This is a genomic window from Conexibacter sp. W3-3-2 (assembly GCF_009707605.1).
GTDB lineage: Bacteria > Actinomycetota > Thermoleophilia > Solirubrobacterales > Solirubrobacteraceae > Paraconexibacter > Paraconexibacter algicola.
Genome location: NZ_WLYW01000003.1, coordinates 144,106 through 168,228, shown reverse-complemented (window position 1 = coordinate 168,228; position 24,123 = coordinate 144,106). Strand labels below are relative to the sequence as shown.

Here is a 24,123-nt window from a genome sequence, read left to right as displayed (position 1 = left end):
CGCCTAAAGCGCCTAGATCCCTTACGGGACTGCGTCGCGACTCACGCAACCGGTCGCGCTCAGCCGCACCGAAACCCGCGAAACAGAGCGCGGACCTTCAGGTCCAGCATACGCGACCCCGACGGCGGGACTGACCGGACAAACACGACGACAGCGGAACAGGCGAAACCTTCCTAAGATAATAGAACCAAAGATTAAGGTCCAGGGGCGAATAAGGCTAGGATGTGTTAAAGGCGCTGATAGACTTTTATTGTTTAATGTAAAAATATGATAAAATGGATATAATTATAAGGAACAATCTTGGAGGTGGGAAGCGCCTAAGACCGCGCCCAGTCCGCGATCCTCGGCGACGGGAGGTGCGGTCGCGCTGCACCGGAGACCGAGGCGTTGCCGCTCTCGTTACCGGCTTCGCTCGACCGAACCTGGACCCGGACCTGCGACGTCTCCTCCGGGATCTCAGCAACGGACACCGCCGTCGGGCTCCTCGGTCGCAGCGTCGTCGGGATACCGCGCACGTCGGGGTGCACAGCCCGGTTCTCACCTGCGATCGGAGGCGAACGCCTAGAGCGGATGCGGCACCGAAAGCGGTCACGCCGTCGCCGGGTGACCAATCCGCGTCGCCCGTCTCGCCGACCGGCGTAACCGCGTGCGGTGCGGTCGACTCTACCGAATCTCCGGTGTCGAGAGCAGGGACTCGCCGCCCGCGTCGACGATGCATCCGCGGACCTGATCGCCCGCCGTCAGCCAGCGCGGACAGGTCGTTGTTGACCGCGGCCGAACGCGACGCTGGGCAAGGACGGGCGAGCACGAACGAGCAGCTAGACCCTGACGAGCCCAGCAACTCGCCGCTCGGCCCGACCAGCTCCAACGCGCCGACGCCGCCGCCCGAGTCCGTGCCAGACACCGTGCCGGGTGAGCGAGCGCACCCAGCCAGCTGGCGTCCCGGACAAGACCGCCGATCCCGGTGCGACGGTGTCCTTGACCGGAGGGTCGCGCGATAGAGGTCCGCCTGGACGTCGTTCACAGAGAAGCCAGTCTCGCACCCCGTAATCGGGGAGCGACCGACGGCAGAACGCGCCCTATTATCGACATACGGCGCCGATACCGCCCAACGTCAAACCGAACTGGCCAGCGAACTGGCAGAAACCGCCACCCGTGATCACGCAGTCCTCGTACTGACCTGCTCCAGGTCCACCTCGGGACGTTCATTCCCATAACCCAGTTGGTACCGTACTTCTGACAAAGTCCCTCACCTGACCACGGTCGTGACTGCTCGTGCCGGTGGGGGCTTGAATCTCATGCCGTGGTGGTGGTTCCGATGACATCGGGCGATGGCGAGACGTCCGCGGCGCGCACCGTCGCCGGGGTTGGTGCCGCCGCAGGCGCTGCTGGTCAGCATGGAGTTTGGTGTTCACGGCCGACCACCCGTCGATAGAGCCCGTGGAGCCGCACGACTGTACGGTGTACGTCCCGGCAAGCGCGGTAGAGGCGCCGACCATCGCGCACGCCTGCAGTCCGCAGGAGCAGCAGCGTGATTCGTCGGGTAGTGCAGTCGAGCATCAGCGAAAGCGTTTCGGCGGTCCAGGTGCAGATACTCCCCTCGGCCGCCGGAGGACTTCGCAATCACAAACCGGACCAGGATGCGATCGGGTCGGCGCGTCACGCGAAAGCTGATAGAGCTGCGGACGGTCATGCGGCGCAAGGGCGGAACCCGAAGCCACGGAACAACTGCGCTTTCACCTCAACGCGGGCACCCGTCGGCCGGTTGCGGACAACCACAACCACGCGACCGCGGACCCACCTGGCCGACGCCAGGCGACGTCGGGCAGGCGCGGCGTCTTGGGGTTCGTCGCGGGAGTCGGCGTTGCCGCTGAAGCTGGCTCCATGATCGTCTGGTCCGGTTGGGGCGGAGTCGTCACCGCGCTCGGTGCGGGATCCCGAGGCTGGGCGGCGCGGCGCGCGGTGGCGCGGTCAACGACACCGCCGAGCCCCGCCGCGCGGAAGGCTCCTGCGACATCGAGGACCGGGCGATCGGCGACGGTCCGTGCGCCGGTGCGAAGCCAGCCCTCGACCTCAGCCGGGCGCCGCCGGGCGCCATGACCGCAGCGCAGCGACGATCGCCGACGCGAACGCGGCCGCCGAAGACGACCCACCGTTCTCCGTGGTCACCGGTGCCTCGCCATCCTGCCGTGTCGATCCCGCACCCCGGGCCGACCAGTGTCCCCGGGCTGTACGAGGCGTAGCCGCACAGCCCGCCCGCCGGCGTACCCGCTGCGACCGCGATGACGCCATCGGCGGTGGCGGGCCACCCGTTGGGCGCACCAGCGGTGTTGCCGGCAGCTGCGACGACGGAGACGCCGTTGCCGCGGGCCTCCCCCACTCTGCCTCGAGCGTCGTGCGCTCATCGGCGGTCGGGGAGTTGTCGGAGCCAGTGAGAGGTTGACCGCCGCGACCGCCCACCGACTGGCGATCGATGACGACGGACACAACGCGCCACGCCGCCCTGTAGTCGGTGGCGCGGAAGGCGGACCGCTTGAAAGCGAGTTGCGCGAGTGACACCATGTGCGGCGATTCGGTGGCGCCGATCGTCCCGACTCCGTTGGCCTGCGCCCCGATGATCAGCCCTCATCCGTGATCCGTGCCGACCCTGAGTGGTTGGCTCGTCGGAGGGATCGGCCCCAGGAGTAGAACGAGAGCGCCCACCTCACCGGCCTGCCGTCCGATGGTCAGCAGTCAGCGGAACGCGACGCCAGTGTCCAACAGGTGGAGCACGCTGTTCTCGATGGTCTCCCTCGGAGATCGGCTGGGTGATGAACGGCATCCACTCGCGCCGAACGCGCTGCTGAGCTGAGGGCGATGAGGACTATGCTGTCGTAAACCGTCCCTGCCCCCATGTGAGAGAGCAGATCGCGACAGCGAGAATCGTCCTACGGTCGGGGGTGGCCGCCGTTTTCGAGCGGCATGCGCGATATTCCGTTCTCTGAGCGGTGGATGCTCCCTCGCCGATCAGTAGCGCACTTTCCGAGTCGGGCTCGCGCCGCCGATGTGGCGGTGGTACCGATCACGGCTCGGAACTGGACGGTCCCGCTGAGCGGGGCGGCCAGGCGGAGCGGCCGGAGAAGGCGCCTCGGGAGAGGTCGACAGCGCCAGGAACGGGCGCTGACCGCGTGCGGACGGATCGTGACCTCCGGCCGCCGAGCTTCCCCGGTGCGGATCTCGCCGCGAAGGCGGATCGCGCCGGGACGCTTGGCGACGCTGAGACGTGCCGTCGCGCGGACCGTCAGACGAGTTCGACCTTGGAGGTGACGTCCTGCTTGCTGAGGTCATAGCGGTAGCGCAGCTGCAGCTTGCGGGACGGGCTGTTGCTCGGGAGCTTGATGACGAACGAGCCGTCCTTGCGCGTGCGGGCACCGCCCATGTCGCGGACCGTTCCAGCCTCGAGGTAGACGAGCTCGATCTTTGCGTCGTCGACCTTTCCGCCGTCCGGACGGGCCAGCTGACCGCGGATCGTCGCCGAGGTCCCGTACCGCGTCGTCTGTCCACGGGTGCGGCCCTTCAGCCACACCGCCGACAAGACCGCCTGCGGATGACCGTTCTCGCCGTTGACCTTCAGGCCCGCACCCTCTCCCCCGGTCCCCGAGGAGGCTGCGACGCCCCTGCCGAGGGCGAGCTCGAGGACGACGCCGGGTCCTTGCCCCGCCTCGCCGGGCACCTTCGGGTCAAACGGAGCCGGATCGGCTGCGTCCGGAACGCCATCCCCGTCGTCATCGCTGTCCGCACAGTTCGGGATGCGATCGCCGTCCGCGTCCTCAGTGGGACCGTTGCCAGTGCCGGTTGGGGCCGACGGGCAGGCGGTGCCGGATGGAGCGGGCTCCGTGGGGGCGGGCTGGACGGTTGCGCCGTTGTCGAACGGGCCGCTCGTGGTCGTCGAGGTCTTCGTGGTCGACCCGCCCCCCCATCGGTTGCGGTCACGCGGCAAAGGGAGCTTCTTGGACTGGTCCGCGGCAGCGGCGTGTACTTCGCGCTGGTCGCGCCGGGGATCTCCTGCTGGCCCGAGCCGTCCGCGTTCGCGCGCAGCCACTGATAGCTCACGGTCGGGCTCTGTCCGTCGATCGCACCCGGCGAGCACGTCAGCTCCGTGCCGACCTGCGCAGACGAACCGGAAACGGTCGGCGTCCCGAAGCTCGGCGCGACGTTGTCGACCTTGATCGTCCACGCGGCGGTCTGCGCCTGGTTGGTGTCGGTCGCGTCGGTCACGCGCAGCGAGATGTCGTGCGTGCCGTCGGTGAGCGTCGCGGTGTCGAAGCTGAACGTCTCCGACGCCGAGAGCTTGCACGGGACCTTCTGCGTGAACGGGGTCGCGCACGCCCCGCCGTTGCCGTCGACCGTGGCGAGCGCCTGCGGGACATCGTCGATCACCAGGCGCCGGCGGAAGACCCGCCGCCTTGGTCGGTCGCCGAGAACGCGAGCTGCCGCGTGCGGATGGTCGTCGCGGTCGACGTCAGTGAACCGCTGAACCCCGAGATCGCCGGCGCGAGGCCGTCGTTGATCTGCAGCCGCATCCCGCGCATCGAGGCCGACACCGTGTCTGCGGGGCAGCCGTTGGCACCGGTGCACTGCACGCCGAACGTCACCGAGGACGCGCCACCCAGGCCGTAGTTCGCCGGTCCTGACCGGGACCCGCACGCGTACAGCTGGACGCAGTCCTCAAGGACCGTCGATCCGTTCTTGAGCACGAACCCCGACGAGTCGCCAAATCCGTTGGGGTGCGGGCGGCCCGCGCGCATCTGCCGCGAGTCAACAGCGAGGTGATGCAGCGAAGTGTTCGCCGGCGCCGTGAACGTCCACTGCGCGACGTTCCCAGCCGTATGTCCCTGGCCGCTGTCAAACGCCGTCGACAGCCCACCACCGGACGGGCAGTCATCGCCCACGTACACCCAAGCGCCCGCGTAGGCGCTCTCCCACCCCGACGTGCCGGGGCGCGCCGACGTGCACTGCTCCAACTCGTAGGTGTCCGCCGCAGCGACCGCGGGCGCGATCGATACGCCGGCCGTCGTTGCGAAGCCCAGGGCCACCGCGTAACGCAGAAGCCGTCCCCCAACCTGTGTCTTGAACTGCATGCTTCTCCTACTTCCGATCAGTTCGCGCGACTGGCAATGCCCCGCGCCCATACCGCGCGCTCCCAGCACGCGGCCCGTCCCTGGTCTGCGAACCTCACCCACCGTCGGTGGACAAGCCGAACGCCTTGTCCGCACTCGTCGGCGCACCGCCTGCGCCCCCGCCGCCGGACCCCGACGAGCCCGAAGACCCAGCCGGAGCCGACACCGGAGCCGCACGCGGCGCCACGCCGAATGCCTTGTCAGACCCCGTCGCCGACGCAGAACGCGTCGCCGAAGCGGCCGAAGAACTCTTGAACGCCACCTCCGCACTGGCACGCTTTTCCCGACGCGCCGCGCGCCGAGCGCGCTGCGACGACCGGTTCAGCGCACTCGACTGGGACCGCACCAGAGCAGGTGACGGCGTCGCCGTCACGACCGGCGCGACCGACGCCACGGGGGCCGGCCGGGCGGTCCGCGCCGTAGTTGCGGCGCGCTCCGCCGGCTTGACCGGTTCGCGGTCGACCTTCTCGATCACCACGGGCGTGGCCACCGCCACACATCCGACCGCAGCAAGACCAGCGCACGCCTTCACCGCCGTCCCGCCCGCCAGCAGGCCGCCAGACGCTGCCGTACCGCCCGCGGTGACGGTGGCGCCCTCGCCGCTTGAGAACCAGTCCCCCACCCGGGCCGCGACCGACGCCAGCAGACCGGCTCCGGCCAGCGCGGGCACCGGCGGCAGCACCGCCGCGGCGCGGTCGTGCATGCCGGCCATCACGTGCAGCACGTAGTCGTTGCACCGCTCGCAGTGGCGCAGGTGCAGCGCCTCCACCCCATCGGAATCCTGCAGCGTCCGCTCCAGAACGAGCTCGGCGATCCCCGAACGATGCTCCGCACACCAGGCGCCGGCAGCCATGCCCTCGACCTCGACCGCCAGCGCGGCCTTCAGCCGGGTCGCGCGCTTGCGCCACCCCTTCGGGGTCAACCCGAGATGCTCGCGGGCCTCCTCCATGCTCATCCGCGACTCCGGCGCCCCTCCCATCTCGACCAGCCGCACGCGCGCGAACTGCCGCAGATCCTCCGGAAGACGCAACAGCAGCTCCTGGAAACGATCAAGCCACTCCGAACCGCCCGCCGTGTCCAGCTCCTCGAGCTCCAGGCCGGTCTCCGCGGGTACGCCGATCGCCTCATCGAACGCGACGAACGACCGGGGCCCACTCTTCTCGCGGCCCTCGACGTGCTTCTTCGCATCGCGCGCTCGGTCGTAGGCCTTCGTGACGACAAACGCCATCAGGTCCTCGCTCGTCGGGCGACTGCGACCCTGCGCGGTCGCGTAGCGCTCGAGCTTCGCCGGATCTCCGAGCACCTCAGCGAACGCATCGGACGTGGCGTCCTCCGCCCATTCCGGGCCGACCTTGCGCGCCACCATCCGGACGATCTCGTCCTGACGCCCGTGGACCTCGCGGACCATCGCGTCAAACCGCGCGGCATCGAGCGGGCTACGCATCGTGCTCACGCGCCCGGCCGCCCGGCGTCGTCGAGATCCGCCAGGACACGGCCCATGGCCCTGGCGCCAGCGAGGCGCTCGTCTCCGCTGCGCAGGCGTTCGATCGCGTACTCGCGAAAGCAGCCGGCAGCGGTCGCGCCCGCGCCGGTCAGGACCGCCGCTTCGAGCACTCCGAGGTTCGGGTGGACGTCGACGATCTCGAGCCAGTGCTGGTCGGAGATCGGCGCCATGCCCTGAACCAGACACCGGGCAGGGCGAAGTGACCCCCCTTCGGGCCTCGTGGCGCATACGCGCTCACCGGGCGTCCCCTGCCCGGCGCAACGTCCTTCCCTGCGGTCCCGCATCCGTCCCCGCAACCTACGCGTCCCGGCCCGACAGTCAAAGCCGACGCACCGAAACTCGTCGCACGGGCACCAGAAAGCCGTGCACGACTGAAGTTTTCTGGTTGGACGCCGCCCACCCCGTCCGGGGGGGCGGTCCACGTTGCGACCGCGGCCTACGCGGCCAGCTCGTGACGCATCGAACGACTCTCGTACTCCGTGACCTGGCGGTAGGCCGCGTCCGCGTCAGCGGCCAGATGAGCATCCAGGACCCCGCTGATGAGGTGGGCGCGCTTGATCTTCGCGCCAGCCGGAAGGGCGCTGATGAGCTCGTCCATCCGTACGCGCAACTGGGTCGGCAGGCGCAGGTTCATCTCCGTGGTCTGGATCGCCGCCGACCCGCGACGCGGTCGCGCGGTCGCCAGGACCAGCTCTCGCACCTTCCCGGTCTCCAGCGGCAAATGCCGCTCCAGCACCGCGACCGCAAGCGCCGTCATCGAGACACCCGCCGCACGAGCCAGCTCACTCAGGCGGTCCGCCGTCTCGTTGGGCAAGAGCACCGCAGTCTGAACGGGCCGCCCCGTGCCCAGGAACGGCCTCTCCCCCACCTCCGCCTTCGCCCGCGGAGCGCTCGTCGTGCCGGACTCGCGACGCTCCGATCGCTGCGCGCGCCCGCCGCGGCTGCGGCCGGGCCGGCGACTCCCGCGGCTCCGGCTCCAGGGCGGCGACCGGGGGCTCCGGGAGCGACTCCGCTGCTGGACGCTGCTCCTCCGCAGCGGGTGCGTCGTCGGCCGTTGGCAGAGGCGCGCTGACGTCGGTGGGCCGACGCATGCCGATCCGGCTGAGGCTCGGGCGCGAGCTCATGCTGCGGCCTCCGCGACGACGCCGGCTTCGAGGATCTCCGTCGTGAGCTCCCGGACCTTGGACGCCGCTACGTGGTCCGGTGCGAACAGCACCAGCGGGACCGACGACGCGCCGGCGTTGTGGAACGCGGCCGCGAGCGGGATCTCGCTGCGGAACATCGGCAGGTCTTCCTCGGCCATCTCTTCCTGCAGCGCCTGATAGGTGAGCCGCTTGCGCTCGACCTGCGTCTTGGCGATCCCCGCCAGCCGCACGTCGATGCGGTTGCTGCGCAGCTCCTCGAGCGTGTTCATCAGCGCGAGCACGCCCTTGTAGGCGTTCAGGTCGACCATCGACACCACACCGACGACGTCGTTGGCCGCCACGAGCGCGTTGATCGTCAGGAGCCCCAGGTTGGGTGGCGAGTCGATCAGCACGAGGTCGTACTCGTCCACGTGGTCGAACAACGCCTTCAGCAGAAACTCCTCGCGGCGCATCTGGCCGCTGAGCTGGATCTCCACCTGAGACATGTCCGGATGCCCCACCACCACGTCGACGCCCTTCACGACGTCGCGCGCGGTCGCCTCGGGGATCTCGCACTCCCCCAGCATCACGTTGAACAGCGTCTTGCGACCTTCGGCGAACGGGTCGACCCCGAGCATCGTCGAGGCGTCCGCCTGCGGGTCGACATCGACGACCAGGACGCGCTGCCCGCGCTCCCCCGCCGCCGCCGCGACGTTCGCGGTGACCGTGCTCTTCCCGGTCCCGCCCTTCTGGTTGGCGAAGGTCACCACTCGCGTATTCGGTCGAAGCATCACTCACCCATTCGACATTGCGGTCAACAGTTCCTGCAATCACGCCAACGGTCACGTGCTCGCACGAGCGCACACACCACGGCTCGCACACTCGCCCACATAACCTAGCACCCTCTCTAGCACTCTACCTAGCACTCAACCAGGTGACCGGCCCACCGCTCGTCTGACCTATCGTACCCTCGACCTACGCGCGGCTCGATCTGAGCGCCAGGGAGCGTCGACCCGGGCGAGACCGCGAAATCGTCACGCCTTGGCGCCAATTGGAGCCAGAGAGGCCCCTCGAGCGACGTGCGAACCGCTCGCCGGACGGAACGTGGCGCCCGTGAGGGGGGAGGCGCGCCTCTGGCGACTGGAACAGGCGACCGGCGAGCGGCCGCGCATCGCCGACTGCCGGGTCGGGGGCCATCGCGCGGGCGCTGATTCCAGCAATCCGTCCGTGCTAGGCAGTGACTGCATCGTTTCGGCGAAGCGCGAAGAGCCCAGGGAGGACCCGGGCCGGCGCCGAGAGTCCGGACGGAGCAGACATGTCCGGCGCCAGCTTATGCACCCGGAGCGCGGCCGGCCCCATGTCGGGTTATGGCACTTCTCGACCGCTACTCGAGGGTTGCTCCGTCCGACCAGGTCACTGCTGGATCCGAAAGCCGGTCGACGATCGAGGCATCGCACCCAACCCTCGAGTGCTGGTCGAGGTTACCGATCGCCCGGATTCCGTACACCGGACGTGTCGACATAACGACCCGGTCGCAAAGCGCCGCGCGACCGGGCCGTTTCCCGGGGAACGGCAGAGCATCGTTCTTGCCGGCGGGGACCCTCCGGCAAGGCGGGAGCTATCCCACCCTCGGGAGCAGATCCACCGTCGGGAGCTATCCCACCCTCGGGAGCAAATCCACCCTCGGGAGCTATCCCACCGGCTCCATCCGCCCCGAAGCAGACACTTCCCGCATGCCGGGAGCTATTCCACCCCCCGAACCACCCTCGTTTTCCGCCCGATCACGCGCCGAAGGGGACTCCTGCTGGTCCGCGGAACGGTTGAGGTGGTGGACAGCACTCCCACTTGGCGGTGGACAGCACTCCCGTGCGGGTGGACAGCACTCCCGAACGGGCAGGAGCCGTCCGCAGCCACGACAAAGGTGGCGCGCGTGACCGACTCCGCCGTCAGCCCCGACCCCTACCCGCTGCGCCGCAGCTTCCTGGAGCAGGGACTCGGAAGCGCCGTCGGCCTGGTGCAGTTCAACGCCCAGGAACTCGTCGACAAGGTCTCCGCCAGCACCCTTGCCGGCGCGGTCGTCTCCTCCGCCAACGCGCCGATCGGAACCCTGGAGTTCGACGCGCTCACCGTGATGGCCCTCGACTTCGCCGAAGACGGCGACGACACGACCTACGAACTGCGCTTCCAGCTCGGCGCGCTGCTGCGCAAGCTCGGCATCACGCCCGGGGGATACCAGCGCCGAGACCTCGTCATCGCGCTCAAGCGCCTCTACGACGTCTCGCTCGAACTGCCCGAGTTCGACGAGGACGGCAACGAGATCGGCGTCCGCCAGCGACGCCTGTTCAGCGAACTCGCCGTCTACGCCGACTCCCGCACGCTGCAGGAAGTCGACGGGCCCCGCGACAAGGCCGGCAACCTCAGCTTCGTCAAGATCGCCGACGCCGAGGGCGCCCACGCCCAGGTCACCCTGACGCCGTGGTTTGCCGAAGCCGTCCTGGACCGCCGCGGCCGAACCCTGGACCTCGAAACCCAGCGCGCCCTCGACGGAGCCGCCAAGCGCATCTGGGTCACCCTCGGGATGCTCCCCTACGTCCAGGCCGCCGACGGGCAGTCCGAGAGCTACACGATCGCCCTCGACGACAAGGTCTACGAGGCGCTCAAACTCCGCGCCAAGCGCCCAACCGACAACCGCAAGGCCCTGCGCGCCGCGCTCGAGCGCATCCTCGAGCGCGACCCCTCCTACACCCGCCTGGAGGTCGTCAAGAGCCGCAACACCTGGAGCCTGGTCGTCGAGCGCCTCGCCGGCGACGCCAAGCAGGCCGCCCTGCGCTCCCGCGAAGCCGACCGCGACACCCGACCCAAAGGACGGATCGCCGCCTAAGCACGCAGCCCGCTCCGAAACGACGAAGCGCCGCCCGGCCAGGGGCGGCGCTCCTCAAGCACAGATGCCTGATTGCCCCTCACATCTTAGACGTGCGCCGGTCGCCTCCTGCCCGCAGGCGGCGCGACCCGCCCCGTCACTCCTCTTGGCGGCGTCCTCGCGATGACCGAGCGGCTGCTCATCGAAGACGGCCGCGACGGCTTCGTGATGGTCTCGTGCGCCGTCATCACGGCCTGCCGCAGCCGCCTCACCGGGGCCACGCTCGCCCAGAGCCTAGGCGCGACCGTCGTGCTGGCCGCCGCCGCTCTGCGCGACGGGCGCGCCAACGACGGACGGCAGATCTGCGACCGCACCATCCGCCAGCTCTGCCAACCCGACCACTTCGGCACCAGCAAGGAGCTCGGCCAGCGGATCCTCACGCACCTCCAGGACGCCGGTGCCATCAGCTGCGACACCACGCGCCGCGACGGAGCCCTGCGCCTGCCCTCACGCATCGAGATCCTCGGCGACCCCGTGCCGTTCGCGCGCGTCGACATCCCCGCCCTCGCGGCGATCGGCCGCCACGCCAGCGGCCCCGCGCGTCTGCGGGCGTTCGCGATGTACCTCACGCTCGTCGACCTCGCCGGCGCCCAGCGCCACGGGGAGACCGCCAGACCGTCCAGACCACCTACACCGAGCTCGCCAAGCTCACCGGCGTCAGCGTCCGCTCCGGCAAGGACCTCATCACCCTCCTAGTCGCCTCCGGCGTCATCGAACGTCACGCCCAGACCAGCGACAACGGCATGGCCCACGCCAACCGCTACCGCCTCATCCAGGTCCCCGCGACCACCACGCACACGACGCCGACCACGATCGATCCGGGAGTGCACCAGGTAGGACGAGGGCGTGCAGCAAACCCGTTGGTGGGGGTGCAGCAGGCAGGACATGACAGTGCACAGGCCAGGACAAGGCCGGGCGAGAGCCAGGACATGGGCGTGCAGCATCCGGTCCAAGGCGGTGCAGACCGCACGCCCTACGCGCACACGCGGGAAGGACAGACCCAGCAGACCGCCCAGAACATCCCCAGAGACCAGCCGGGGGAGAGGCTCATCACCAATCCCGTGGAGATCCTCATCGAGCGCTTCATGGGGCACCTCGCCAGCGGCCTGAGCGCCGCGCGGGTCGCCCGGCTCTACGCCCCCCAGCGCGACAGCTGGCTCCCCATCGCCGCAGAACTGCTCGAGGACTTCCCGCTGGACCAGCTCCTGGCCGGCGTCGACTACCTGCAGACCGACACCATCCTCAGCAGCAAGGCCAAGACCCTCCCGGCCTTCGCCGAGCTCGTCGACGACATCCTCCTGCGCGCCCGCGCCGCCACCACCAACGCCGCGGCACGCGGACCCGTCGCGGACGCGAGTGGGGGAGAGGCCGCACCGTCCTGGGCCACCGCCTGGAACCACCTGCGCCGAGCCGTCAGCGCCCACGGCCGCTCCGGCGAGACCAAGGCCCGCGCCTCCCTCGCCACCGCGTCGCCGGTGCTCGAGGAGTTCGTCGACCACCTCGGCTGGAGCTCGATCGCCACCGCCAGCGACGAGACCGACCTGAAGTTCGCCTACCTGGACTTCTGCAAGACCGCCGGCCGAAAGGCAGCATGAGCACCCCCGCCCAGACCCTGCCGCACAACCTCCAAGCCGAGGAAGCACTCCTCGGTGCCGCCATGCTCTCCGGCGTGCTCTTCGACCGCCTCGCGTTCGTCGAGCGCCTCGAGCCCCGCCACTTCTACCGCGGCCGGCACGCCGTCGTCTGGCAGGCCATGCTCGACCTCACCCGCCAAGGCGAGGCCATCGACGCCGTCACCCTCACCAACGAACTCACCCGCACCGGCAAGCTCGAACAGGCCGGCGGCGCCGTCGGCGTCGACAACCTCGCCGGCGCCGTCCCGTCGGTCGCCAACTTCGCAAGCTACGTCGGCATAGTCCGCGACCTCGCCACCATCCGCGACGTCCTCACCGCCACCTACGAGATCCAAGCCGCCGTCAGCGAACCCGGCGCCACGGGCGAGAGCCTCGTCGCCGACTTCCAGACCCGCGCCTTCGCCCTCGGCACCGTCGCAAGCCAAGACCGCGCCGTCGCGCTCGACGTCGCCGTCGGCCGCGAACTCCAACGACTCGAAGAGGCCTCCAAGTCCGACCGAGACATCCCCGGCCTCACCACCGGATTCGACGAGCTCGACCGCATGCTCGGCGGCTTCCAGCCCGGCAACCTGGTCATCCTCGCCGCACGCCCGGCGATGGGGAAGACCGCGATGGCCATGAACTGGGCCGAGCACATCGCCTTCTCTGAGCGCGCCCCCGTGCTCTTCGCCTCCCTGGAGATGAGCGAGACCGAAGTCGTCCAACGCCACCTCTCCGCCCACGCGCGCATCAGCACCCAACGCCTGCGCAGCGCCGACCTCAACGACAAAGACTGGGCCGCCCTCATGCGCGCCGCCCAACACGCCGACGGCGTCCCCTACACCCTCCTGGACGAAGGCTCACTCACCGTCACCCAGCTCCACGCCAAGGCCCGCGCCATCAGCGCAAAGACCCCCCTCGGCGTGATCGTCGTCGACTACCTGCAACTCATGCAGCCCGAACGATCCAACGGCAACCGCACCGAAGACGTCTCCGCCATGAGCCGCGGCCTGAAGATCATGGCCCGCGACCTCAACGTCCCCGTCGTCGCCCTCTCCCAGCTCTCCCGCAAAGTCGAAGACCGCGCCGACCGTCGCCCCCAACTAGCTGACCTCCGCGAATCCGGGCAGATCGAAGCCGACGCCGACGCCGTCCTCATGCTCTACCGCGACGACTACTACGAACCCGACTCCGAACGCCCAGGCGAAACCGACGTCCTCGTCCGCAAGAACCGCCACGGACCCACCGGCGAATTCATCCTCGGCTTCGACCCCGGCCGCGTCCGCTTCCGCCCCCACAACACCTGATCCAGCACGGGCGCATCTCTCAATGCAGATGAGGGCCGCTCCGCGTCCCCGACGCGAGCCCCCCAGCCAGCATGACCAAGAATCGCGCCTTCGCCAATCCAGAGGTCGACGTCTTCGACTCCCCGCGCAAAATCGGCACAGGACGAGTTGTTAGCCCGAACGTTCTTCATCCCCTCCGTAGCGGGTACAGACTTCCCAGCAGGCCAGACGATCGCCTACTCGCCACTACCGTGATCCGCCTTCGACATTTCGTAGTGATCGCTCTCGGAAGCGTCTCGGGGGGCCTCATGGCGGCGACCCAGGCCAATGCTTCCCCCAAATGGGAATGTGGGCAGGGCGCCGGGGTCACCAGCTTCGCTCGCTCGCCCGAAGCCCGGGTGTACCTCCGCTCGCGCTCGGGGGTCCTCGGCAACGAACCGAAATCGGTGGTGGGATGCTGGCGGCCCACCGGCAAACGCACGCGGATCGGCTTCAATGACAACGGCTTTGACTTCGAGCGCGACCGAGTGCGCCACGTCATCCTCTCAGGCCGCTTCGTTGCCTATACGCAGCGGCACGCCGACGGCAACAATCCAGGCGCCGGCACAGAACGCGCACTCGGCGTCGACCTCGAAACAGGCAAGCTCGTCGCCTGCGGCAACGCAGAATCGTCCATCGACGAAGTAGCTCTCACATCGCGCGGTGCGATCGCCGTCCTCAGCAGCAACCGCTCGCTGCTCCAGGTCTTCGACGTCCGCGGCGCCACGACCTTGGTGCGACGTGCCACTTCCCCGATCTCGCGACTTCGGGTCAACGGAGACCGGATCGTGTGGCGACGCGGGGACCGAACCGGAGCTGCCCGCGCCATGCCGGCCTCACCGGTAACCGCGGCATGCGAAGGTGTTCAGATCCGGCCGTTCTAGCCAGACCACCCGTCTGAACCCACACGGCTCGACCCTTTTCGGCGGAGCCGCCACGTCGTCGCGCACGCGAGATGCGCCAAGCGGATCCGAGCGGACCGCGCCCTACCCTCCCAGACATGCACCGCACGCTCGTTTGGACAGGGAAGGGCGGGACCGGCAAGACCACCAGCGTCGCCAACCTCGGCCCAGAACTCGCCTACCTCGGCGCCCGCGTCCTGCTCGTCGGCTTCGACCCGCAAGCCGATCTGGAAGCCTCGTACGACATCACCCCTGACGCGCCGACGATCGCCGACGCACTCACCGGTCACCGGCCCGTGACCGACTGCCTCACCGAGATCGCGCTTCCCGGCACCACCCACGGCGGCACCCTGCACCTTCTCCCGGCCAGCCCGGTCCTCGACGACCTTCTCGGAGCCTTCGCCGACGGCGGACATCAGAGCCTGGACCTGCTCCTGGGGCAGCTGGACGAGGCGTTCGACATCGCGCTCATCGACACGCAGGGTGCCATCACCCCGTTGAGCGACACCGCCGCGCACGCCGCCGACACCGTGCTCTTCGTCATGGAGCCCGGCGCCTACGAATCCCGCGCCCTGGCCAAGCGCCTCGGCGAGATCCAGGCGAGCCGCACCGAGACCGGCGGCTGGCGGATGAAGCCACTCGGCGTCGTCTTCATGCGCACGCCCGCGCGCTCGAGCAGCCTGCGCCTGCTGCGCGAGCAGCTCGCCGACACCGAGACCTACGGCGCCGAGATCTACGTCTTCGAGCACCACACCCGCCCGCAGACCAGCGTCCAGCTCCACCCACTCCACGGCCGGCCGACCGTCATGGTCGAGCCCGACAGCAACGTCGGCCGCGACTACCGCCGCATCGCCGCCGAACTGCTGCAGCAGCTCAACGCCCTCTACCCGGCCGCCGCCTAGAACATGACCAAGAAGCCCGCCTTCCCGACGATCAAGCAGGTCCGCGCAGGCCAAGAAGACCGCACCCCCAGCCGCACCTTCAACGCCCTCGGCCACGGCGGCCGGATCAAGACCGTCCCGCTGGACCGGATCGCCCCCAACCCCGCCAACCCGCGCAAGGCGTTCGACCCCGACGCCCTTCAGGCGCTCGCCGACTCCATCGCCGCCCGCGGTATCCTGCAACCCCCAGTCGTACGCCCCGCCGGCGCAGACGGGGTCCACACGCTGATCATGGGGGAGAGGCGCACCCGCGCCGCCCGGCTCGCCGGCCTGACCGAGATCGACGTGCTCATCGGGGGCAAAGACGACGCCGGCGCCGACCTCGAGGACGCGCTGATCGAGAACCTCGACCGCGAGGACCTCAGCCCCGTCGAGATCGCCCGCGGCTACGCCACCCTCATCGAGGACCTCGGCATCACCCGCGAAGAGCTCGCCCGGCGCATGGGCCGCAAGATCAGCCGCTCCACCATCAGCAACCACATCCGCCTCCTCGACCTTCCGGCGCCGATCCTCGCCGCCGTCGACGACGGCCGCCTCAGCTTCGCCCACGGCCGCGCGCTGCTCAGCGTCGAGGACCACAACCACCAAAAGCGCCTGGCCCGCCAGGCGATCGACCTCGGCTGGTCCAAGCGCACCCTCGAGACCGCCGCCGCCGAACTCTCCTCCCGGCCCGCCCGCAAACGCGTCAGCCCCGCCGACCGCGCCGCCATCGCCGAGAACCGCGACGCCTCCGACCGGCTCACCGACCAGCTCGCCCTCGCCGGCCACGCCGCCACCGTCAAGGTCACCCAGCAGGGCGTCACCATCAGCCTCAAGGACCTCGACGCCGCCGACCAGCTCGCCGCCGCACTCACCACGGCGAACACCACCACGCGCCGCTGAACCCGCCGTTCCCCGGGGAACGCGCACAACCGCCACCCGACCGCTCGGCGTGACCACCGAGGCGTAGGGGTCACCACCGACACGGACGCGTCGGGTGCAGGGCATGAACGCCCACGCACCCCAGACGCCAGGACGCGCCAGTCGCCCGACCGCCGGTGCGTGCCGTCCCGAGGGTGAGCGCGGGGAGGACCTCCTTGCCGCGGCCCCGGGGGCGCGGTGGGCAGCAGGCGGCGAGCATGGCCGACGCCGGACGGGCGGTGCGCAATCCGCCGCTCCAGCTTCCCCGCTCCCGCCCCGCGGCGCTCGGGCCGGGGCACCGCCGCTGCGCGACGGCCAAGCGGCCCTGACGGGCCGGCCCCTCGGCGCTCACGGCCTCGGGCGGGTCGGCTGCGCCGACCGCGGCGAAGCCGGCGCGTGCGTTCGCGCACGACCCGCCGGTCGCCGACCGAACTCGACACCAGCAACCACCACAGCCCCGGGGACCACCGGGAGAAGGGAAGTCCACATGCTCACCATCACCGGAAACGGCCGCCTCACCCGCGACCCCGAGCTCCGCGCCACCAAGGCGCAGAAGAGCGTCACCACGATCAGCGTCGCCTGCGACCAGCGCGGCCGCGACGGCGAGACCGTCTACGTCGACCTCGTGCTCTGGGAGCGCGCCGCCGAGGCCGCCGTCGAGCACCTCGTCAAGGGCCAGGCCGTCGCCTTCGCCGGCGGACTGCGCGTGCGCACCTGGGCCGACCGCGACGGCAACAAGCGCCACACCGTCGAGGTCCACAACGTCGACCTCGAGTACGGGGCCAAGCCCCACCGCACCGACGACGACCTCGTCGCGGTCCCCGACGGCGAACGCGACCACGAGCCCACCGACGACGAGATCCCCTTCTAGGACCTCCGCCGCCAGAAGCACCAACGGCCCGTCCGCCACCGGCGCGGACGGGCCCCGCCCAGTTCCAGACCGTCCAATTTTTCGCCAGGGAGACCCGATGAGCCACCAGGACCCGCAGATCACCCAGATGACCGCCGTCGACCCGCTGCTGGAGTTGCTCGCCGTGCTCGACGCGACCCGCGCCGAGGAGCGCGCCGAGCTCGACGCCATGACCACCGAGCAGCGCCAGGCCGCCTACGCCACCGGCCTCATGACCGCCTACCAGTGGCGCGACTGGTACCAGCGCTACCCCCACGAGACCCCGCTGACCAGCCTGACCGGACCGGGCGAGTTCTTCCACATCCTCTGCAAGACCCCCGAGTACCTCGGCGAGTAACGAGCCCGAGGTGGGGGAGGGCCGCCTCCGGGCGGCCCGCTACGGTCACCAGACCGTGTCGCAGCGTCCCCTGGAGCTCCACATCACCCTCGACGGCCAGCCCGTCCACGCCGCCACCGCCGTGGCGGACCAGGGCCCGCCGTGGGTCGTGACGATCACGACCTCCCTGCCCGACCAGGCGCTCGAGCTGAGCAGCACCTACGTCGGCCGCCGCGGCACCCCGACCCACATCGTCCGCGTCGCCCTCGCCCCGGGCCGGCAGATCACCACCAGCACCGACGAGCGCCCCCAGGGCGCGCTCCCGGTCACCCACGCGCGCGAGCACCTCCTGCACGACCACCTCGCCGCGCTACACACCCACGCCGCCACCCACCACGCAGGCGCCCTCGCCGCGAACGTCGACGACGCGACCGTCGCCGCCGTCGCCCTCGCCTAGATCCCGCGCGCACCGCCGCGGGGCGGCTTCTGCTTGCGGACGCCGGGCGCGTGGTGTTGCTCGACGTCGGCCGCGAGCAACCCGGTCAACACCTCCGCGTCCAGGCCGTCCACGCCTCGGGCCCACAACCCCGAGGCAGCGCCACGGACGATCGCCAACGTGTCCGGACCGAGATCCACCGAGCCCGCCACGCGCTCCACCGCCGCCAGCAACGCCGGCGGCGCCGACCCGTCCGCGATCGCCGCCGCACGAGCGCGGGACGCCCGCATCACCGCGACCATCCGATCCTCCGGCGTCAACACCGGCCAGACGCTACCGGCAGCCCACCAAGCCACGGCACCGAACAAGTCGACTGCCCCCCGAGACTCCAATCCCAGCAGCTGACCACCTGACGCTCACCGTCGCCAGCGTCAACGATCCACCACTAGAACGACCGACTGGCGCCTTCGGCACCAGAACAGCAGGGTTCTCCGAACCCACATCGACTTTGCTGCGCAAAGTTTCAGAACAGACTAGATGCACTACGTGCCAACGCTGCGCGAACGCAGCACGCCGGTGACGCCGCTCACGCTCCTAGCGTCACGCGCACCGTGATGACCGTGCACAGCATCAGCGCCGACGGCGCGAGCGACTACGTCGACTACCTCGACGGCAAGGCCGTCGCCAAGGAGGCCGGCGACTACTACCTCGGCCGCGATGGCGCTCCCGCCGAGGCCCCGGGGCGTTGGCTGGCCAGCAGCCAGTCGCTCGAGGCGCTGGGCATCACCCCGGGGGCGGACGTCGACCGGGCGGCGCTCGAGGCGCTCGTCGCAGGCCGACGGCCCGGGGGAGAGGCCGACCAGTGGCTGCGCCGCGCCGGCCCCGACGGCACCCGCTCAAGCGGGCTGGACGCGACGTTCAGCGCCCCGAAGTCCGTCAGCGTCCTGCACGCCCTCGGCGGCACCGAACAACGGCAACTGCTCGAGGGCTGCCACAGTCGCGCAGTCACCGCCGCGGTCGAGCACCTGCGCCGCACGGTCGAACTCACCACAAGGTGGGAGGGGGAGAGGCCGGATCGGTTCCGGACTCGGCCGGTGACCTGCTCGCCGCGGAGTTCATGCACACCACCGCCCGCGGGGTCGAAGGCCGCCTGCCCGACCCGCAGCTGCACTCCCACGTCTGGATCACCAGCGTCGTGCGCAAGGACGGGCAGGTCGCCGCCGTCCGCTCCCGCCCGGTGTTCCGCGCCGCCCGCGAAGGTGGGGCCTACTACCGGGCAGCACTCGCGCGGGAGCTCGTACAAGCCGGGTATCGCCTCGAGACCGGCACCGGGAAGAACGCCCGGTACTTCGAGATCGCCGGAATTGCGCCCGAGACGCTCGAGGCCTTCAGCGCGCGGTCCCGCGAGGTCCGACACGCCATCGACGCGTTCCGCGCCGCCCATGGCCGCGACCCGCGCGAAGACGAACTTCGCACGCTCAAGGTCAGCTCCCGCGAAGCCAAGAAGGCCCAGACCCGGCCCGAACTCGAGGCCCACTGGGAGCACGCCGCCAAGGACAGCGGCATGACTCGCGGCCAGGCAGAGGAGATGCGCCCACGTCGCGGCCGCCGTCTGGCCGGCGCCGATGACGAGTGGGCGTGCCGCGTCCTGGACCAGGCGACCGCCGACCGCGCGATCGTCGGCGCCGACGTCGTGCGGGCGGTCGCGCTGGAACAAGCCGCAGGCGTCATGGACCCCGACCGCGCACTGCGCGCCCTGGACGAGCTTTGCGACCACGGGGCGCTCATCGAACTCCAGGACGGACGCATCACCACCGCTGCCGTCCGCAACCGCGAAGAACGCCTCGTCGCCCACACCCGCACACTCGCCAACGACCTAACCGTCACGGTGCCCGAGGTCGCGCGGGAGACCGCGCTGCGCCGCGTGGCCGAGCAGCGCGGCATCCAGCTCAGCGACGAGCAGCAAGCCGCCGTCCAAGTCCTGACCGGACCCGAGCGGATCGCCGCACTCATCGGACAGGCCGGCACCGGCAAAGGCGTCGTCATCGACACCGCGGCACGCGCCGAACAGGCCGCCGGACGCACCGTCCTCGGGGTCGCGGTCGCCGGCGCGACAGCGCAACGCCTGGGGGAGGACTCCCCGAGCCTCGCCGGCCAGACCCAGACGATCGACGCGCTCATCTCGCGTGCCGATCACGGACACCAGCCCATCGACGCCAGCACCACCGTCATCGTCGACGAGGCAGGCATGGCCGACACCCAGCGACTCGACGCGCTCACCGACCTGGTAGTTCGCGAGGGCGCAAAGCTCGTGCTCGTCGGCGACGGCAGACAGCTCCCGTCCATCGGGCCCGGCGGCATGTTCGACCAACTCACCCAACACGCCCCCACCAGCGAGCTCACCCACGTCCGCCGCACCCAGGACCCCGCCGAACGCGCCGCATGGCGACACCTGCGCAACGGCGACCCCGAACCCGCCATGGCCCACTACCTCGCCCGCAATCAACTGCACCTCACCGACACCCGCACCCAAGCGATCGAAGCCGCCGTCAGGCGCTACGACGCCCTCAGCACTCAACTCGGGCACACCGCCATCGCACTCATGACCGACGGCCCCAACACCGAGATCGACGCCATGAACGCCCGCGCCCAACACCTCCGCCGCGCACGCGGCGAACTCGGTGCACACGCACTCGCAATCCCCGTCGAAGACGACACCACACCCACCTACGCACTCCGGCAAGGCGACCGGATCACCTGGACCCGATCCCAACCCGTCCCTAACGGGGACCGCGTCGAGAACGGCACGCGAGGAACCGTGGCCGCGATCGACCCGCACGGACGCGCACTCATCACCGTCGACGGCTCCAGACGCCACATCGAGGTCGCCGGCGACCAGGTCGGGGCGCTGCGCCTCGCCTACGCGAGCCACGTCTACCGCCAGCAGGGCGCGACCGTCGACCGCGCCGTGACCGTCACCGGCGGCTGGCAGACCAGCCGCGAGACCGCCTACGTCGAAGCCTCGCGCGCCAGAGAAGGCAGCGACTGGCACGTCAGCCGCGAAGACCTCGGCACCCACGGCAACGACCCCAACCGCATCGAGCGCCTCGCCGACGCGATGCGCATCACCGGCGCCCAGATCCCCTCCACCACCGTCCCCGCAGCGCCGACACCCACACGCTCGTTCGCGCCCGCCCACCTGGCACCCATCGCTCCACGCCTGGAACCGCTAGTCGAACACAGCCCCTTCCCGGACCCCACCAGGCCCCACGTACCGACGCCCGCGCCCGGAGTCACGCGATGAGCACCAACCGCAAACGCATCACCGTCAACCTCACTGCCGAGGCGTTCGCTCGCTTGGAGCAGCTTGCCGCCCAACGCGGCAAGCGCTACGGCTCGGTCGCCAACGAAATCCTGACCGGCCTCCTCGAGCACGGTCAGCTCCCCGACAACCCCGAACCTCCCGTCGACGGTGCCCCACCAGACTGGCTGGAACTCGGCCGCGGACAGCCATGGCGAGCAAAGGCCTGGGAGCAGGCCCAACACCTGCGCGAGGCCTACCCCACCGAACTGCACCTCCTGCCCAGCACCTGGACGACCGACCGCTTTGCCCGCGACGGCCTCCTCGCCCTCGCCGCATGGCGAGCCCAGATTGACGCCGGCACCAGCGACGACCCTCGCATCGAACTCGCCTGGCTCGACAGCCTGCGCCGCTTCCGCACCTGGCTCGAACTCCGCGCCCGGGAAACCCCCGACCGCCTCCCCGACCACTCAGCCCCGACGGGATGGACGCCCACCAGCTGAGCGCGCAGACATCCCCAGCACAGACAGATCGCCCGATCACCTAGCGTTGCCGGCGTGTCGCTCACCACCCACCTCGGAACCGAGCGGCGCGTCTGGGACACCGCCCTGCTGGGCATCGCCTACTGGGAAGCCCAACGCACCGCGCCCTCCGTCGTCCACACGCCACTGCTGACCAAGCCCCGAGCCACGGCCTGGACCGCAGCAGTCAAGGACGCCCACGACGCTCTGCGCTGCACCGACACCGGACTGCTCAGCGACAACCAGATTCAATGGCTCGTGGCCCGCACCAACGACGGCCAGGACCTCGACGAACTCCACGGCTGCCTCTGGGGCCTCGACCACGCCAACGCCGACGCGTTCATCACCTGCTGGCGCGACCGTCACGACGAAGAAGTGCTCCTCACCCCCGGCGACATGATCCCGGTCCCGGAAGTGATGTGGCCCGCCCTCGCCGACCAGCCACTCGTCTCCCGCACCACCTCGATCAACCAGCCTGCAGACGGCGAGCTGCCGCACGCCCGCCGCTACCAGCCCATCACCCTCGGGGACCGGCAACTGGAGATCGTCATCGACTTCGAGTTCGAAGCCGAGCTCCAAGAGGTCCTCCTGCCGGGCTTCACCGCGGCCGCGGTCCACCCCTATCGCGACCTCGCGGACTTCGCCAACGCCACGGGCACCGCGAACTTCCCGATCCGCCCACGCCGCCACAAGCCCGCCGTCACCCACGTCACCGACGCCCTCGACACCGGGGCGACCGTCGTGATCGTCCCCGAACTTCACGTCAATGCCCAGGCGCTCGAAAAACTCGCCGAGATCATGGCCGGCCACGACAGCGGACCGTGCCTCCTGATCGCAGGATCTAGGCACGAGAAGATCGGCAAGCGCAAGCTCAACATCGCCACCGGCCTCCTTGCAGGCGTCGACGAACCCCTGCTGCACACCAAGCTCTCACGGGCGATCTCCCCTACACCGCAGCCGGACCGGCATTCGAGCTCATCGACCAGCCAGAGCCCCTGCGGCTCCGCCTCTGGCAAGCCGGTTCGATCCGCATGGCGATCGTCATCTGCAAAGACGTCCTCGACGGCCGCATCGCCGACCACCTGGTCTACCTCGGCGTCAACGTGCTGCTCGGCCCCGCGATGTCCGGCCGCACCGACGGCTTCCGCGGCCACGCCGAAACGATGGTCACCGACGCCCAATGCGTCTCAGTCATCGTGAACGGCCCGCTGCACTGGCAGGCCGCGACCCCGGCACCCAGCTCGCTCATCACCCGACCGGTCGCCGGCAGCCAACGCACCGACCACCACCGCACCGAACCCGGCATCGACCTGCTGCACCTCAACCCCGAAAAATAGGTGACAAGTAGGGGACAGGCGCGCTACGCTACGCGCATGGACCAGGCAGTCATCGCCCTCAAGCCGGCGCTGGTCAACGCCCTCACCGGCTGCGAACTCGAACGCTCCCAGGAGCTCCTGGGCACCGTAGAGGAAGCCGTCTCCGTCGCGCTCTCCAGCGGGGACGTGTCGCACCTGGTCTCCGTCCGCGGCCAGACATCGCGTCTGCGTCGCGCCGCATCGGCAGCCGCACCGGAATGGGACGGCCTGGCCCAGATGGTCACCTACGACCGTCTGCTGGCCGCCGCGATCACCGGCCTGCAACTCGCGCTGCGCCGCGAGCAGGGAGCAGCGGTCCCCGAGGACGTCCGGCGAGCCGCCCGCAGCGCAGCCCCGAAACTCACGATCCGCGAACAGGTCCTCAAGGCCCTCGACGACAAGCCGCGCCGGCCGCTGGAAATCATGCAGCGCACCGGCGTCGGCAAGCGCCAGACCCAGCGCGCACTCGGCGAACTCGTCAAGAGCGGCCAGGCCCGACCGGTCATCGCCGCAAGCGCCGACGACCGCTCGGCGTTCTACCAGCGTGTCGCCTGACCCAGCCGTCCCACCCTCAGCGCACCAGCGCCGCCAGCAGGGCATAACCGTGGACGACCGCGGTCGGGACGTACACCGCCATCACGCCGGCCATCCGCGCCCGCGTCTGCGGACCGGCGACCACCGCGAAGCCCGAAGCCACAGTCAGCCACAACATCCCCGTCAGCAGGAACGCCTGCTCCCGAGGGTGCGGGGCATCGCCCGAGAGGAAGGCCGACGTGTCGGGTCGGCGCCACCGCGACCAGCAGCAGCGACGCCAGGACCGCCAAGGCGGCGAGCACCGTCAACGAGCTCTGCCACCGCGCCCCGACCACAACGATCGCCACGCTCACCGCGACCAG

24 protein-coding genes and 1 pseudogene are annotated in these 24,123 nt (G+C 70.2%); 15 read left to right on the top strand and 10 right to left on the bottom strand.

What is annotated here, in order from left to right:
* Positions 1-1,915 precede the first annotated feature (1,915 nt).
* From GKE82_RS31810 to GKE82_RS25650, 7 genes are all read right to left on the bottom strand, one after another.
* On the bottom strand, positions 1,916-2,380 hold the full coding sequence (locus GKE82_RS31810; protein WP_375337065.1) for a S8 family serine peptidase: 465 nt from the start codon (positions 2,378-2,380) through the stop codon (positions 1,916-1,918).
* 900 nt (positions 2,381-3,280) lie between these two features.
* Entirely contained in the window at positions 3,281-3,712 is a 432-nt protein-coding gene (locus GKE82_RS25675) for a hypothetical protein (RefSeq protein ID WP_154735733.1), read from the bottom strand.
* Positions 3,713-4,415: 703 nt separating this feature from the next.
* Entirely contained in the window at positions 4,416-5,120 is a 705-nt protein-coding gene (locus GKE82_RS25670; RefSeq protein WP_154735732.1) for a hypothetical protein, read from the bottom strand.
* A gap of 94 nt (positions 5,121-5,214) precedes the next feature.
* Positions 5,215-6,612: an RNA polymerase sigma factor gene (locus GKE82_RS25665; protein WP_154735628.1), complete on the bottom strand. Its 1,398-nt coding sequence runs from the start codon at positions 6,610-6,612 to the stop codon at positions 5,215-5,217.
* On the bottom strand, positions 6,609-6,833 hold the full coding sequence (locus GKE82_RS25660; RefSeq protein WP_154735627.1) for a hypothetical protein: 225 nt from the start codon (positions 6,831-6,833) through the stop codon (positions 6,609-6,611). The genes GKE82_RS25665 and GKE82_RS25660 overlap by 4 nt, the downstream gene beginning before the upstream one ends.
* A 266-nt stretch (positions 6,834-7,099) precedes the next feature.
* Positions 7,100-7,477 (bottom strand): hypothetical protein, encoded by a 378-nt coding sequence (locus tag GKE82_RS25655; protein ID WP_154735626.1) that lies wholly within the window; start codon positions 7,475-7,477, stop codon positions 7,100-7,102.
* A gap of 306 nt (positions 7,478-7,783) precedes the next feature.
* Positions 7,784-8,554: a ParA family protein gene (locus GKE82_RS25650; RefSeq protein ID WP_196189457.1), complete on the bottom strand. Its 771-nt coding sequence runs from the start codon at positions 8,552-8,554 to the stop codon at positions 7,784-7,786.
* Positions 8,555-9,717: 1,163 nt separating this feature from the next.
* On the opposite strand from GKE82_RS25650, the gene GKE82_RS25645 reads away from it, so the two are divergent.
* The 10 genes from GKE82_RS25645 to GKE82_RS25600 all read left to right on the top strand — a co-directional run bounded on the left by GKE82_RS25645 (position 9,718) and on the right by GKE82_RS25600 (position 18,071).
* Complete coding sequence (locus tag GKE82_RS25645) at positions 9,718-10,668, top strand: hypothetical protein (RefSeq protein WP_154735731.1); 951 nt, start codon at positions 9,718-9,720, stop codon at positions 10,666-10,668.
* Between the two features lie 162 nt (positions 10,669-10,830).
* Positions 10,831-11,403 carry a hypothetical protein gene (locus GKE82_RS27520; RefSeq protein WP_196189473.1) on the top strand — a complete coding sequence of 191 codons (573 nt, stop codon included), beginning with the start codon at positions 10,831-10,833 and terminating at the stop codon, positions 11,401-11,403.
* Positions 11,404-11,642: 239 nt separating this feature from the next.
* Positions 11,643-12,302: a hypothetical protein gene (locus tag GKE82_RS25635; protein ID WP_154735730.1), complete on the top strand. Its 660-nt coding sequence runs from the start codon at positions 11,643-11,645 to the stop codon at positions 12,300-12,302.
* Positions 12,299-13,627 (top strand): replicative DNA helicase, encoded by a 1,329-nt coding sequence (gene dnaB, locus GKE82_RS25630; RefSeq protein ID WP_154735729.1) that lies wholly within the window; start codon positions 12,299-12,301, stop codon positions 13,625-13,627. The genes GKE82_RS25635 and dnaB overlap by 4 nt, the downstream gene beginning before the upstream one ends.
* Before the next feature lie 287 nt (positions 13,628-13,914).
* Complete coding sequence (locus GKE82_RS25625; protein ID WP_154735621.1) at positions 13,915-14,529, top strand: hypothetical protein; 615 nt, start codon at positions 13,915-13,917, stop codon at positions 14,527-14,529.
* Positions 14,530-14,645: 116 nt separating this feature from the next.
* On the top strand, positions 14,646-15,449 hold the full coding sequence (locus GKE82_RS25620; RefSeq protein WP_196189455.1) for a ParA family protein: 804 nt from the start codon (positions 14,646-14,648) through the stop codon (positions 15,447-15,449).
* Between the two features lie 3 nt (positions 15,450-15,452).
* Positions 15,453-16,370, top strand: a complete 918-nt coding sequence (locus tag GKE82_RS25615) for a ParB/RepB/Spo0J family partition protein (RefSeq protein WP_154735619.1) — start codon at positions 15,453-15,455, stop codon at positions 16,368-16,370.
* 505 nt (positions 16,371-16,875) lie between these two features.
* Positions 16,876-17,259 (top strand): single-stranded DNA-binding protein, encoded by a 384-nt coding sequence (locus tag GKE82_RS25610; RefSeq protein ID WP_154735618.1) that lies wholly within the window; start codon positions 16,876-16,878, stop codon positions 17,257-17,259.
* A 97-nt stretch (positions 17,260-17,356) separates the two neighbouring features.
* Positions 17,357-17,635: a hypothetical protein gene (locus tag GKE82_RS25605; RefSeq protein WP_154735617.1), complete on the top strand. Its 279-nt coding sequence runs from the start codon at positions 17,357-17,359 to the stop codon at positions 17,633-17,635.
* 55 nt (positions 17,636-17,690) lie between these two features.
* A complete protein-coding gene (locus GKE82_RS25600; RefSeq protein WP_154735616.1) occupies positions 17,691-18,071 on the top strand; it encodes a hypothetical protein in 381 nt (126 codons plus the stop codon).
* Here the strand turns inward: GKE82_RS25600 and GKE82_RS25595 are convergent.
* Entirely contained in the window at positions 18,068-18,340 is a 273-nt protein-coding gene (locus GKE82_RS25595; RefSeq protein WP_154735615.1) for a hypothetical protein, read from the bottom strand. The two genes, GKE82_RS25600 and GKE82_RS25595, sit on opposite strands and share 4 nt — an antisense overlap.
* Positions 18,341-18,664: 324 nt before the next feature.
* Here GKE82_RS25595 and GKE82_RS31805 point away from each other — a divergent pair.
* The 3 genes and pseudogenes from GKE82_RS31805 to GKE82_RS25580 all read left to right on the top strand — a co-directional run.
* Positions 18,665-19,099: pseudogene (locus GKE82_RS31805) on the top strand (relaxase domain-containing protein); the annotation flags it as partial.
* Between the two features lie 5 nt (positions 19,100-19,104).
* Positions 19,105-21,354 (top strand): MobF family relaxase, encoded by a 2,250-nt coding sequence (mobF, locus tag GKE82_RS25585; protein ID WP_196189454.1) that lies wholly within the window; start codon positions 19,105-19,107, stop codon positions 21,352-21,354.
* Complete coding sequence (locus tag GKE82_RS25580; protein ID WP_154735613.1) at positions 21,351-21,854, top strand: hypothetical protein; 504 nt, start codon at positions 21,351-21,353, stop codon at positions 21,852-21,854. The genes mobF and GKE82_RS25580 overlap by 4 nt, the downstream gene beginning before the upstream one ends.
* A 36-nt stretch (positions 21,855-21,890) precedes the next feature.
* Here GKE82_RS25580 and GKE82_RS27515 read toward each other — a convergent pair whose 3' ends face one another.
* Positions 21,891-22,793 (bottom strand): hypothetical protein, encoded by a 903-nt coding sequence (locus GKE82_RS27515; RefSeq protein WP_196189472.1) that lies wholly within the window; start codon positions 22,791-22,793, stop codon positions 21,891-21,893.
* A gap of 110 nt (positions 22,794-22,903) precedes the next feature.
* Between GKE82_RS27515 and GKE82_RS27510 the strand changes: the two genes are divergently transcribed.
* Positions 22,904-23,209: a hypothetical protein gene (locus GKE82_RS27510; protein ID WP_196189471.1), complete on the top strand. Its 306-nt coding sequence runs from the start codon at positions 22,904-22,906 to the stop codon at positions 23,207-23,209.
* 36 nt (positions 23,210-23,245) lie between these two features.
* Positions 23,246-23,782: a hypothetical protein gene (locus tag GKE82_RS25570; protein WP_154735611.1), complete on the top strand. Its 537-nt coding sequence runs from the start codon at positions 23,246-23,248 to the stop codon at positions 23,780-23,782.
* Between the two features lie 16 nt (positions 23,783-23,798).
* Here the strand turns inward: GKE82_RS25570 and GKE82_RS25565 are convergent, their stop codons facing one another.
* On the bottom strand, positions 23,799-23,939 hold the full coding sequence (locus GKE82_RS25565) for a hypothetical protein (protein ID WP_154735610.1): 141 nt from the start codon (positions 23,937-23,939) through the stop codon (positions 23,799-23,801).
* Positions 23,940-24,123 lie beyond the last annotated feature (184 nt).